Below are 11999 nucleotides of genomic sequence, written 5' to 3'. Positions count from 1 at the left end.
GGTAATCTTCCGCACCATGAAGATTTTCCGCACCCTCGCAGCAGCTGTCGCAGCGCTTTCTTTTTCGCACGCTCAGGCCCTGGACCTGCAGATCCAGGCCAAACAATTTGATCCCAACCACATCGGCTTTGCAGCGGATGGCGCGCGCGCCTGCCTGGTGGGCGATAACTTTGACCCGGACGCGGCCCAGAACAGCGGCGAGCTGCTTTTGGTCGATTACAAATCCAATGCGGTGCTGTGGAAAAAGCACATCCCTGCGCCGAATGGCTATGTGGCCCTGACTGCAGCGCAATGCGCTTTCGACAGTGAATTCGTGTATGTGCTGGCCAACGTCAACACGCAGGCTGCGCAGTCTTTGAACCAGACCTTGGTGTACGTCCTCCAGTTCAGCGCAGACGGTAAGCAAATCGGCTATAAAAAGCTCGCCCTTCCTGGACGGAACAAGTTCGCTTACACCATGGCGCCGCTTGCATCCGGCGTTCAGATTGCGGGATATATCAAGGACGAGGATGAAGGCAGCGAGTTCTATTCCTTGTTCACCACGCAGTTCGACAAGCACCTGGTTGAGGGCAAGCCAAGCATCCGCAAGACGGGCGCATTTAGCAGCTCGGCCACTGCGCGATTCGTCGGCGACCGTTTGTATATTGCCGGCAGCTTCAATCCGGCGAAGCTGGGCAAGTCGGACTACGTGGACGATTACGCGCATTCGCTGCTGTTGGCGAATGGCGGCTACGTTTGGAGCATGCGTCCTTTCAAGCAGAAAATGCGCGATGTGAAACAAGGGGTCTCGCCGCGCGGCGTGACGTATTCGCTTGCCGGTGACGAGGGCGCTTCAACGCTGGTGCTGACCAGCCCGGAAGGCAAGCAGCTTGCAGCGGTCAGCTACGAAGGACAATTCTGCAAAACGCATTCGATGGCGGAGTATGGCAGTACCCTGCTCGCGGTGCGCCAACCATGCAGCGGGAAGGGAAGTGCCCGCGAGCTGCGCAAGATTTCACCTGCCAGCGGTAAGGAGGATGCGCTGCAACTGGCCGCCGGCGAACCCCTATTTGTTGCCACGAACGCCGGCCAATGGTTCCTGCTGTCGCAGGATGGCGCGGGCAAGCTGTCGCTAAACCTTGGTGCGATGAAGGATAGCCACGCTACCGATGCGGAGCCACGCTTCAAGCTCCACTCCGGAGGGGTGGAGCATTCGCTGCGGGTCAGCCAGTACAAGGTGGATAACAAGGGCGTTCCTTCCTTCGACTACGTCTATGAACAGAAGGCGGGCAGTTGCCGCTTCAGCGTGACGGGCCATGCCGTGGCCGGCTTCGATGAGAGCAGGGGCAAGGTTGAACTGGAGGTCTTCAACCTGCAGGACGATGACGGCAAGGCGCTACCGCAGGTGCTGGTCTATTACGATGATGCCTCGACTTTCACGCTGCCCTACAACGGCGCGCTCAAGCAGGTGTCGTTTGACCGCACCTTGTCGCCGGAGCAGCTGGAGAGCAGCTGCGGCAGCAAGGAGAGCGCACAGCTGTCGTTGCTGTTCAACGCGGCGGCGTGAGATGAACCGGGGAGCTAGCACTCTTCTGGCTGGGTTCGAGCAGGGCCCCATCATCCATACCCTGGCGCGCTATCCGGCGCCGGTGGGCGCCGGGGACGCGAACTAAGGCCCGCCTAGAATCCGGCCTGGGTCAGCCAGGCTGGCATGTCGACCAGCTTGATCGCCGGGTCGCCTTGCAGGTTGCGCTGCACCAGCGGGCGGTTGCGGATGCCGGTCAGTACCAGCACGCGCTTGCCGGGGTGTTCGCTGACAGCGCGTTTCACCATATCCGCCGTGTGCTTGTCCCAGCGCTCGTCGGCGTCCTTCTTCACTGGGCCCAGGATCTCGGCGTAGAGCCGGGCGCTGGCGTCAATCATTTCGCTGGTCGCGTCGTCCTGCACACGGGCGGCGCTACTCCAGTGCTTGCCGAGCATGGCATACATATTCTTTTCCGTGCGCTTAAAGCTGGCGGACAACTCGGGCTGCTCTTTGTCGAACTGCTGGATGCGCGATTTGACGGATTCCACAATTTCGCTGAACAGCGGCTCGGCCGGCTCGGCGGGGTAGGTGATGAACTTGCGCTTGTCCATCAGGGGGAAGATGCCGTGGGTGTATTCGATCTTGCCGGGGAAGACGGTGCGCTTGCGCAGTTCGTCCGGCGTGACATCGAGCACTAAGACGTCCGGCGCGACTTTCTCGACGATACGGACCAGGGTGTCCACATTGTAGGCGGGTACTTGCTCGTGGCGTTTGTACAGCGTGCCAAGCAGGAATACCTCGCTCGCCGCCAGGGCTGGGGTGATGGTGGCGACGACGAGCGTTGCCGCCGCCAGGCATTGGAACAGTTTATTCATGTTTGTCTCCATTGTTGGATCAGGTCGAAATGCCTGATCTGGCAAACATGATAAACGCATCCGCAACGCCCGGCTTGTCGCCGTTTGCTGGAATTCAGGACGCCGAGCGGGGGCGCGGTTGGCGCAGGCGTGCGAGTGGCGGCGCCTTTGATATGCCTCAAGTCCGGGCTGTTCCGCCTTTCTAGACTGTATAGGCCAAAACAACATTCAGATCATATTTATTAGGAAATAATGTTTCTATGAATCAAATTTTATGAGAAGATTCTTTTTGTAAAATGGATAATCTTATTGTTGGTTAAATATCGAGGGATGCGGATGAAGAAAGTCGTAGTCGCCGTAGTTGGCGCCACCATGTTGACGAGCTGCGCGACCGATCCACGGACTGGCCAGCCATCGTTCAAAGAGACTTTTGCCAGCGACGACCCGTGCTCGAACAATTCGCGCAATATCGGTATCGCGGTCGGCGCCATCGCCGGGGCGATCATTGGCAACCAGGTCAAACATTCGGACAAGGGCCGCATCCTGGGCGCGCTGGTGGGCGCTGCCGCCGGCGGCCTGATTGGCCACGATATGGACCGCCGCCGCTGCGAGCTGGCGCGCGTGGCCAAGCAGTATGAGCTGGACATGACGGTGGCCAATGTGTCGGCCGACGGCACGGTGCAGGCGGCGAGCGACCCGGCCCAGGCCAGTACCAGTAAGGATGCGGGCGTGGGCATGGTGGTGGAGGTGCGCGACAAGCAGGGCGAGGGCGCGCAGTTCGACAGCAATTCCGATCAGTTGACGCCGCGCGCGCAATCCTACTTTACGGCGATTGCGCAGTCCTATTCTGCGCGCACCATGGCCAGCCACATCCAGGACCCGGCGGAGCGCCAGAAGTACATTGCGCAAATCGCATCGCGCAAGATCCTGTTGATCGGACATACCGACGATAGCGGTAGTTCGCGCCTGAATGCGGACCTGTCGGAGCGCCGCGCCAAGGCGGTGACCGAATTCATGGAGAAGCAGGGCATTCCGCGCGAGGTGCTGTTCTACCAGGGTGCGGGCGAGTCGTATCCGATTGCCGACAACGCCAGCGAGCAAGGGCGCGCGCGCAACCGCCGCGTTGAGATCGTGGAAGTGGCCGACGCTGGCACCTTCGAGCGCTTCCTCGCGGCGCGCAAGCCGCGCTATGCTTTTTATCGCGCGCAGGAGGCAGCCGCGCGGCCGGCCGAACCGACTGCGCCTGCGGCCCAGCAAAAGCCTGCCACGCCCGCGGCGCCGGCCAAGCTGGCGAAGGAAAAGGCTGCACCAGCCAAACTGGCTGAAGCCAAGGCGGCGGACAGCCGGACTGGCGCGCGCGTTGCAGCGGTCACCCCGGCCGCTTCGGCGCAGCCAGCGCCACCTGCCAGCAGCCGTGCGCGCAGCAGCGGCCCGGCATTGGATTTCGGCGGCATGCCGCTGGCCAAATCGGGCGCGCTGGCCAGCATCGGCCAGCTGGAATCGAACAAGTCCTACTTCTCCCTGATCAGCAGCGCGCATGCGTCCGAGATGGCCGACCTGGCCGACTGCACGCGCGACCGTCCGCGCTTGGCGCATGGCGTCAAATCGCTGGCCAGCGGCAAGACCTATCGCACCAGCGAGTTCCTGCCGGGCCTGTACGGCAAAACCTGGACCGACCAGGTGAATGCGCACCAGATCGTGCTGAACAAGGTGTCCGTGCTGGCGGGCGACGGTTCGCTGGCGAACCTGCCGGAGTTCAAGGTCTATGCCAACTACAACCCGGCCCGCAACAGCAACCCGGCGCCGGACGTCAGCATCTCGCCGGAAGTGAATACCTACCTGGGCGAGCGCGGCTTGCTGTACCGCGTGTTCCTGGACGGCCGCGCCGGCTTGTCCTGCGTCGACATCGTGTTCCACAGCGAAGGCGGTCCGGCGGCCAAGGCGGGCCGCATCGTCTATGAACGCGGCGCGGTGCAGTACGCAGCAGATTTCAAACCAAAGATCTACCAAAAATAAAAGGGGAAATGCGATGAAAGAGTTCTTTCAAACTTATCCACTGCTGGCGTGGAGCGTGGTCAGCACGCTGTGCGCGGCGGTGGTGATCATGCTGTTGTGGGAGAAGGTGAAATGGTGGTGGTTTAACACCTGGGTCAGTTTCCCGGTGGTCGGCCGCATTGCGCGCCTGTCGCGCGATCCGAGCGCCGACCAGTCGTTCCCCGGCTGGTACACGGCGGAGCGCACCTTGTGCCAGGAGTACAAGGACTTCGCGCATATCCAGGACGAACATGACTTCAACGAGAAGAAGACTTACCTGAAAAAGGCCGGCGACAATGGCCGCAGCGCGATGCCGGGCTGGATCTGGGCCTTGACGGTGGCGATGGTCTTTGTCGAGGCGATGGGTTTCTCCTATGTGCTGGCCGGCTATACCATTCCCGGCGCGAGCGAGAACCTGCAGCAGACCGGCGCCTACGGCATCGCTTTCCTGATCTCGGTGGTACTGGTGGCGTTCACCCACTTGGCGGGCCACCAGCTGTACCGCTCAAACCTGATCAAGAATGCGCGCAAGGTGTGGGTGGCCAATGGCTGCGAACCGCCGCTGAAGGATGGCACCCTGGGCCTGGATGAGCCGCAGAGCAAGGATAACCACGAACCAGCCTGTAACCAGTTGTGCAGCCGCGTGGGCGCGCATCCGAATTACTTCCTGTGCTGGGGCACCCTGGTGTTCGTGGTGGTTATTGCCGGCTTTGCGACCTATGTGCGCGGCCAGGTGCTGGAGAAGGAACTGGCGGCGCGCGTGACGCTGGCCGGCCAGCAGATTACCCAGGGCGCCAGCCCGGCCGCCGACGGCATGGATATGTCGGCGGGCGCGGTGCGTTTGCCTGGCGCGGACGAGGCGTCGGACAATATCGCCGACAAGAAGGCGGTTGCCGATGAGGCCAGCCTGGACCGCCATGGCGGCTGGGCGACCTTCATCATCCTGGCCTTCATCTTTGTGTTCCTGCAGATCCTGGGCGTGATCTTTGGCTTCCGCTGGGGCTTTGCCGGCAAGGAGAGCAGCCAGGCCAACCGCGATATCGGTGGCGGGCGCTATTCCAGTTATGCGGCGGTGCGCGAAAACTATCGCCGTACCGCTGATACGGCGCAGGCGCGCCTGGCGGTGCTGCAGCAGCGCATCATGAAAAATACCGGCGATAGCGGTACGGTGGGCACCCGCCTGAAGAAGACCTTCCGCGACTTCATGCAGGAGTCGCGTGAACTGGACGAGGCGGACCGCGATGACCAGCGCCGCCATGCGGAAGCTTCGGCGCAGAAGGCGGCCAAGGCGGCTGCCCTGGCCGCGCAAGTGGCGGCGTCTGCGGCGCAAGCTGCACCGGCTGCGGCACCGGCACCAGCACCGGCGCCCGCACCGGCTGCGGTAGCCGCCGCGCCGGCGGATGCAGCGCCGGAACTGGCCGAGGTGCTGGCGCGCCTGGCCGCGCTGGGCGAAGACAAGAAGGCCAAGCTCGACCTGCTGGACACCTTGTCGTCCGAAACCCGCGCTGCCGTGATTGACGCGCTGCGTGCGCAGAAGGCGGAAGCCGAGCGCAAGGCGCGCGACGCCGAGGTGGAGGGCCTGCTGTGAAGTGGACCTTGCTGGCAGCGCCGCTGCTGTTTTCCAGCTCCGTGATGGCGGCGCAGCTCGACGCCATCCGCAGCTGCCACGAAAAGCCGCTGCCGGCGCCGCGTGCGCCGGAAACGGAACTGATCGTCGCCATCGACCAGACCACCCCGCTCAGCCCATCGCTCAAGCAGATGGTGGCCGACAACGTCAAAGCCTACCTGCAGCCGGGCCACGCGTTCTCGATCGCCGTGTTCTCGGCCTATACCCAGGGCCGCTATACGGAAGTGCTGGCGTCGGGCCGGATTGAAGCTGCGCTGCCCAAGGCCGTGCGCGACGACATTTCCAAGCCGGTGCTGAACAAGTTTGAACAATGCCTGGGACGCCAGCCGGCGCAGGCGATGCAGGTGGCCGGCACGGCGCTGCGCTCCGCCTTCGCCGAGAGCAGCGGCTCCATCGCCAAGTCGGATGTGCTGGCCAGCCTGAAGGCCGTCTCCGCGCTGGCGGCGGAATCGCGCGCGCCGCAAAAAATCGTGCTGATCGTTTCCGACATGCTGGAGAACTCCTCGGTTGGCAACTTCTATGCCGAGCAAGGCAAGTCGGTGCGCAAGATCGACGCCGGCAAGGAGCTGCGTTCCGTTGAGGACAATAAGCTGCTGGGTAATTTCGGCGGTGCCAAGGTGTACGTGATCGGCGCTGGCCTGCTGTCGGTCGATGCCGCGAATGCCAAGTCCTACCGCGATCCCAAGACCATGCAAGCGCTGGCCGAATTCTGGTCGGCCTATATGCAAAAGTCGCATGCCGAACTGGTGGAGTTCGGCCAGCCGGCCTTGCTGCGCCCAATGCGCCAGTAAGGTTTAGCTGACGCCGGCATGCGGCGCTGGCCCAAGGTGGAACACACTCACCGCCCGGGCCAGCCCGCAAGCCTGCTCCTCCATCGCGCTGGCCGCAGCCGATGCCTCCTCCACCAGCGCAGCGTTCTGCTGCGTCACGCTGTCCATCTCCGAGATTGCCCGGTTAATCTGCTCAATGCCGATGGTTTGCTCGTGGGTGGCGTGGCTGATTTCGCCCATGATGTCGGTGACGCGGCGGATGCTGGTCACGATTTCCTCCATGGTGGTGCCGGCCTGGCCCACCAGCAGGCTGCCGGTGTCGATCTTGTCCACCGAGCTGTCGATCAGGTCCTTGATCTGCCTGGCCGCCGCGGCGGAGCGCTGCGCCAGGTTGCGCACCTCGGACGCGACGACGGCAAAGCCGCGCCCTTGCTCGCCGGCGCGCGCCGCCTCCACGGCGGCATTCAGCGCCAGGATATTGGTCTGGAAGGCGATGCTGTCGATAACTTCGGTGATATCCACAATCTTGCGCGACGACGCGTTGATCGAGCCCATGGTTTGCACCACCTGCGCCACCACGTGGCCGCCGCGCGCCGCCACTTCGGAGGCGGCCAGGGCCAGACTGTTGGCCTGCCGGGCGTGGTCGGCATTGAGCTTGACGGTGGACGTCAGCTGCTCCATCGAGGAGGCTGTTTCCTCCAGCGAGCTGGCCTGCTGTTCGGTGCGCGCCGAGAGATCGAGGTTGCCGTTGGCGATTTCGCCGGACGCCGTGCTGATGGTCTCCGTGCCGGCCCGCACATCGGCGACGATCTTCACCAGGTTTTCATTCATATGCCGCAAGGCGCCCAGCAGCTTGCCGGTTTCCTCGCTGGTGGTGACTTCCACGCGGCTGCTCAGGTCGCCGGCGGCGACCGTGCGCGCCACCTGCACGGCCTTGTTGAGCGGAGTAGTGATGCTGTGGGTGATCAGCCAGGCGAATGCGCTGCCCAGGGCCATGGCAATGGCGGTGAGCGCGAAGGTCTGGTTGCGCGCTTGCGCGTATTCCGCGCGCGCCAGCTCCACCATCTCCCTGGCTTTCTGCTCCTGGTAGCGCACCAGGTCGCGCAGGGCGCCGATCCACCCGGCCTGCGGCTCGCGCACTTCCTCCAGCAGCACCAGGGTGGCGTCATCCTTCATCTTGCGGCGGCCCAGGGCGGCGGCTTTGTCCACCAGCGGCACGACGGTATTGCGGTGCGCGGCCACCCGGGCCAGCAGGGCTTTGCCGGCATCGTCCCGCACCAGCCGCTCCAGCACGTCCACGCTGGCCGCATAGTCCTTGCGGCGCTCGGCGATCATGGCCCACTGGCGGGCGATCTCGCCGTCCTGCTCCAGGAATATCATGTCGCGCACGCTGATCGCGACATCGCGCACCACGTCGGCCATGCGGTTGGCGGCGGCGATCTTCACGTTGTTGTCGTTGACCACGTAATCCAGGTTGCCCTGGATTTGCTGCATGCGCCATGCGCTTGCCACGGCGATCACCAGCATCAGCACCATCACCAAGGCGAAACCAATTCCCAGCCGCACGCCGATTTTCAGGTTCTTCCAGCTCATACCATCTCCTTTTTATATGTATCCCTATATTTCACGTGGGATTGCGCGCGGCGTCCTTAAGATGGTTAAAGAAGTTATGGCTGTTATGCCAATTTTGCAATTCGTTCCCGCGATCCTGCAGGCTGTCGGATTGCCGTGGCGGCGGCGCGCGTACCTGCCTAGAATCGCGGCTCCGATTGGCAAAGCGCAGAGGAGCGATATGGGCAAATGGAACAAGGTAGTGTGGGGCGCGCTGGCGGCGGCACCGCTGGTGGCGCAGGCGCAGGTGGATCTGACGAAGCTGGACCGCGATATGGCCGGGCCGAAGTCGCAGGTGCTGGTGCTGGGTACCATGCATTTGAGCGGCATGCCGGCGGGCTTCAAACCGGCCGCCTTAGGCAGCGTGATCGACCGGCTGGCGGCCTTCAAGCCGGACATCATCACCATCGAGCAGGAGCCGGGCGAGGACTGCGACCTGGCGGCGCGCCATCCCGCCAAGTACGGGCCGGACTGGTGCCCGAGCACGGCGGCGGCGCAGGAGGCGACCGGCCTCGATATCCCCGCTGCCCTGGCGGAGGTGGACAAGACCCTCAAGAACTGGCCGGCGCAACCATCGCCGTCGCAGCGCCGGCGCCTGGCGGCAGCCTTCCTGGCGGCCAGCGAGCCGGCATCGGCCCAGGTGCAGTGGCTGCAGCTGCCGCAGGCGGAACGGCGCGAGGGCGATGGCCTGAGCGCGAAGCTGGTCGAACGCCTGGGCAAGCTTATGCAGCGCAAGAACGAGGACAACCTGATCGCCGCACCGCTGGCTGCCCGCCTGGGCCACCAGCGCGTGTACGCGGTGGACAACCATACCGGCGACCGCATCGACCTGCCCGACATCAAGCCCTTCGTCAAATCGGTCGAGGCGGTATGGGCGGCCGGCAACGTCGAGATGAAGGCGGTGCAAAAGCGCGAGGGCGAACTGGCGCCGGCCGACGACTTGCTGCCGCTGTACCGCTACATCAACCAGCCCGGCACCATGCGCGTCTACGCCGAGGCCAATGTGCTGCCGATGATGCGCGACGCGTCGCTGCCGGCCTATCCGAAAATCTGGGTCGGCGGCTGGGAAGTACGCAACCTGCGCATGGTGGCGAATATCCGCGAAACCTTCCGCGAACGGCCCGGCGCGCGCGTGCTGTCCATCGTCGGCGCCTCGCACAAGCCGTGGTTCGATGCGTGGCTTGGACAGCTGCAGGGCGTCGAGATCGTCGACGCGGCTGCGGTGCTGAAGTAGCGCATTCAATCGAAGGCGGCGCGGATCTCACTGGCGGTCTGTTGCGGGTCCTGCAGGTGCGGATAGTGGCCCAGGCCGGGCAGGGCGGCGAAAGGGCTGCCGGAACGGGCGGCGAATTCCTCGCCCATCTTCTTGTCGATGTAGATGTCCAGCGCGCCCCACACCACGCGCACCGGCGTTGACAGGCGCGCCAGGTTGTCCTCCAGGTAGACCTGGTCGCGCGTGAAGTGGGAATAGTAGTGGTAGAAGGCGTCGCCGCTGCTCATGCCGCCGCGCTGCCAGCCGGCCTGCATGTCGGCCTCGAATTCGGGGCTGACCTGGAACTGGCTGCCGGCGGGCAGGCCGCGTTGGAAGGCGTTGCCGATGATCTCGCGGTAGGTCTGGTTGATGGCGGCGCGGGTGGCTTGCGCGCTTTCCGGCGCTTTCAGCTTGCGCAGGCGTTCAGCCATGTATTGGGGACGGTCGAGCGGGGCGAAGTCGCCGACAATGATCTTCCGCGCGATGCCGGGTTCCTCCAGTGCGAGCAGCAGCGGCGGCAGGCCGCCGATGTCGGTGGCGTAGATGACCAGATTGCGGCTGTCGATGCCTGCTGCACGGATGTACTGCTGCACCACCCGGGCGTAATCGCGCGGCGCGTAGGTGAAGCGAGCCAGCGGCGGGCGCGACGAGCCGCCGTAGCCGGGCCAGTCGAAGGCGTGGACTTCATAGTCGGCGCCCAGCTGGCGGGCGACCTGGTTCCAGGCCAGTGCTGTCTCAGGGAATCCATGCAGCAGCAGGACGGTGCCCTTCGGCTTGGCGGGGGCGACGACGATGCGCCGCAGGGTGATATCGGTGCTGATCCGGACGAAGCCGGTTGCGGGCTCGGCGGCGCCGGCTGGCATGGCCAGCACGCTGGCCGCTGCAACGGCGGCCAGTGCGGTGTGGAGGGTGGTCATATCGAAGCTCCTGTCGTATGGTGGGGATGGCTTCAATATAGGTTGCGCATGAAATGGCGTAAATGTCGTAAAACCCTCGTTTCAGGACATCCGCGCCGCGCGCCGCAAAGCCTGCGGTGGCTGGCCGAAAGCGCGCAGGAATGCGCGCCGCATGCGTTCGGCATCGCTGAAACCTGCTTCCATGGCGATTTCCTCGACGCTCAGGCGGCTTTGCTCGACCAGCAGGCGGGCGCACTCCACGCGCAGCGTGGCGATGGCTTTGGCCGGCGGCTGGCCGGTTTCAGATGCGGTCCGCCTCCACCTGCGCGGTCGGGACTTGCTCCTGCAGTTCGCGTGCGAACATCCAGTGCGTGGTGACGCGGCGGCCGTCGAGCAGCCCCGCTTCGCCGAGCAGGAAGGCGCCGGTGCAGACCGAAGTGGTGCGCCGCGCCAGCCGGGCCGCCGCGCGCAATCGCGCCAGCAGGCCAGGCGCGGTCGGTGCGGGCGCGACCAGGCCGCAAACGATCAGGGTGTCGAGCCGGCGCCGCGCGATGGGCTGCGTTTCAATGGCGGCACCAAAGGAATTGGCGACGCTGCCGCCGAATTCGGAATGGAAGCCGATTTCGTACAGGCACCGGCCGGCCGTGGTATTGGCCAGTTCAAAGGCGGAGGCGGCGGCCAGCCCCATGATCTGGAAGCCGGGCGGCAACAGAAATCCGATTTTCATCGCTGATGGCATAAAAAGTGGTAAACAGATGATACAGCCATTGCCGGCAGGCGCCTGCGGGCGGTGCTATTCTGGTCAACTGCGCGGCGCAAGCGAAGCGCATTTCTTCATGCAAGCTTAGACAAGGAGATCGGAATGGGCATCAAGAAGATCATGCTGTTGACGGGCGATTTCGCGGAAGACTACGAGACCATGGTGCCGTTCCAGGCGCTGCTGATGGTGGGGCATACGGTGCATGCGGTGTGTCCCGGCAAGAAGGCGGGCGAGAAGGTCAAGACCGCGATCCACGATTTCGAGGGCGACCAGACCTACACTGAAAAGCCGGGCCACCAGTTCGCCCTCAACGCCAGCTTCGACGAGGCGCGCGTGGCCGATTACGACGCGCTGGTGATTGCCGGCGGCCGCGCGCCGGAATACCTGCGCCTGAATTCGCGCGTGCTGGAAACGGTGCAGGAATTTGTGGCTGCCGGCAAGCCGGTGGCGGCGATTTGCCACGGCGCGCAAATCCTGACGGCGGCCGGCGTGGTGCAGGGCAAGCGCATCTCGGCTTATCCAGCCTGCGCGCCGGAAGTGCGCGCTGCCGGCGGCGAGTATGTGGCGCTGGAGATGGACCAGGCGGTCACGGACGGCAACTTCGTCACCGCGCCGGCCTGGCCCGCGCATCCGCAATGGATGGCGCAATTCCTCAAAGTCCTCGGCAGCGAGATCAAGCCCTGAACCGCGC

9 protein-coding genes and 1 pseudogene are annotated in these 11999 nt (G+C 64.2%); 6 read left to right on the top strand and 4 right to left on the bottom strand.

The window, feature by feature from the left end:
• Positions 1-16: 16 nt before the first annotated feature.
• Entirely contained in the window at positions 17-1546 is a 1530-nt protein-coding gene (locus GTP41_RS10050; protein WP_161025448.1) for a hypothetical protein, read from the top strand.
• Between the two features lie 113 nt (positions 1547-1659).
• Here the strand turns inward: GTP41_RS10050 and GTP41_RS10045 are convergent, their stop codons facing one another.
• Positions 1660-2379 (bottom strand): hypothetical protein, encoded by a 720-nt coding sequence (locus GTP41_RS10045; protein ID WP_161025447.1) that lies wholly within the window; start codon positions 2377-2379, stop codon positions 1660-1662.
• A gap of 315 nt (positions 2380-2694) precedes the next feature.
• On the opposite strand from GTP41_RS10045, the gene GTP41_RS10040 reads away from it, so the two are divergent.
• Genes GTP41_RS10040 through GTP41_RS10030 form a run of 3 tightly spaced genes read left to right on the top strand, consistent with a single transcriptional unit; the run spans position 2695 to position 6810 of the window.
• The gene (locus GTP41_RS10040) at positions 2695-4374 is read left to right on the top strand and encodes an OmpA family protein (RefSeq protein ID WP_161025446.1); all 1680 of its coding nucleotides are present in this window, start codon (positions 2695-2697) and stop codon (positions 4372-4374) included.
• Between the two features lie 13 nt (positions 4375-4387).
• Positions 4388-5980 (top strand): hypothetical protein, encoded by a 1593-nt coding sequence (locus GTP41_RS10035; protein WP_161025445.1) that lies wholly within the window; start codon positions 4388-4390, stop codon positions 5978-5980.
• Positions 5977-6810 carry a hypothetical protein gene (locus GTP41_RS10030; protein ID WP_161025444.1) on the top strand — a complete coding sequence of 278 codons (834 nt, stop codon included), beginning with the start codon at positions 5977-5979 and terminating at the stop codon, positions 6808-6810. Before GTP41_RS10035 ends, GTP41_RS10030 begins: the two co-directional genes overlap by 4 nt.
• Before the next feature lie 3 nt (positions 6811-6813).
• Here GTP41_RS10030 and GTP41_RS10025 read toward each other — a convergent pair whose 3' ends face one another.
• Positions 6814-8382, bottom strand: coding sequence for a methyl-accepting chemotaxis protein (locus GTP41_RS10025; protein ID WP_161025443.1), 1569 nt, complete (start codon positions 8380-8382; stop codon positions 6814-6816).
• Between the two features lie 199 nt (positions 8383-8581).
• Between GTP41_RS10025 and GTP41_RS10020 the strand changes: the two genes are divergently transcribed.
• Positions 8582-9634 (top strand): DUF5694 domain-containing protein, encoded by a 1053-nt coding sequence (locus GTP41_RS10020; RefSeq protein WP_161025442.1) that lies wholly within the window; start codon positions 8582-8584, stop codon positions 9632-9634.
• A gap of 5 nt (positions 9635-9639) precedes the next feature.
• Here GTP41_RS10020 and GTP41_RS10015 read toward each other — a convergent pair whose 3' ends face one another.
• Together GTP41_RS10015 and GTP41_RS10010 are read right to left on the bottom strand one after the other, a co-directional pair.
• Positions 9640-10569 (bottom strand): alpha/beta fold hydrolase, encoded by a 930-nt coding sequence (locus GTP41_RS10015; protein ID WP_161025441.1) that lies wholly within the window; start codon positions 10567-10569, stop codon positions 9640-9642.
• An 81-nt stretch (positions 10570-10650) separates the two neighbouring features.
• A pseudogene (locus tag GTP41_RS10010) lies at positions 10651-11287 on the bottom strand (helix-turn-helix domain-containing protein).
• A gap of 123 nt (positions 11288-11410) precedes the next feature.
• On the opposite strand from GTP41_RS10010, the gene GTP41_RS10005 reads away from it, so the two are divergent.
• Positions 11411-11992: a DJ-1/PfpI family protein gene (locus tag GTP41_RS10005; protein ID WP_161025440.1), complete on the top strand. Its 582-nt coding sequence runs from the start codon at positions 11411-11413 to the stop codon at positions 11990-11992.
• The last annotated feature ends 7 nt before the right edge of the window (positions 11993-11999 follow it).

Source organism: Pseudoduganella guangdongensis (genome assembly GCF_009857475.1).
Lineage (GTDB): Bacteria > Pseudomonadota > Gammaproteobacteria > Burkholderiales > Burkholderiaceae_D > Rugamonas > Rugamonas guangdongensis.
The sequence above is the reverse complement of the archived record's forward strand: the minus strand, read 5'-3'. Positions and strand labels throughout refer to the sequence as shown.

What these genes read in the sequence shown, in the direction of transcription:
- GTP41_RS10025 (WP_161025443.1), bottom strand. Translation starts at nt 8,382, where the DNA reads ATGAGCTGGAAGAACCTGAAAATCGGCGTGCGGCTGGGAATTGGTTTC.
- GTP41_RS10015 (WP_161025441.1), bottom strand. Translation starts at nt 10,569, where the DNA reads ATGACCACCCTCCACACCGCACTGGCCGCCGTTGCAGCGGCCAGCGTG.
- GTP41_RS10040 (WP_161025446.1), top strand. Translation starts at nt 2,695, where the DNA reads ATGAAGAAAGTCGTAGTCGCCGTAGTTGGCGCCACCATGTTGACGAGC.
- GTP41_RS10045 (WP_161025447.1), bottom strand. Translation starts at nt 2,379, where the DNA reads ATGAATAAACTGTTCCAATGCCTGGCGGCGGCAACGCTCGTCGTCGCC.
- GTP41_RS10035 (WP_161025445.1), top strand. Translation starts at nt 4,388, where the DNA reads ATGAAAGAGTTCTTTCAAACTTATCCACTGCTGGCGTGGAGCGTGGTC.
- GTP41_RS10005 (WP_161025440.1), top strand. Translation starts at nt 11,411, where the DNA reads ATGGGCATCAAGAAGATCATGCTGTTGACGGGCGATTTCGCGGAAGAC.
- GTP41_RS10050 (WP_161025448.1), top strand. Translation starts at nt 17, where the DNA reads ATGAAGATTTTCCGCACCCTCGCAGCAGCTGTCGCAGCGCTTTCTTTT.
- GTP41_RS10020 (WP_161025442.1), top strand. Translation starts at nt 8,582, where the DNA reads ATGGGCAAATGGAACAAGGTAGTGTGGGGCGCGCTGGCGGCGGCACCG.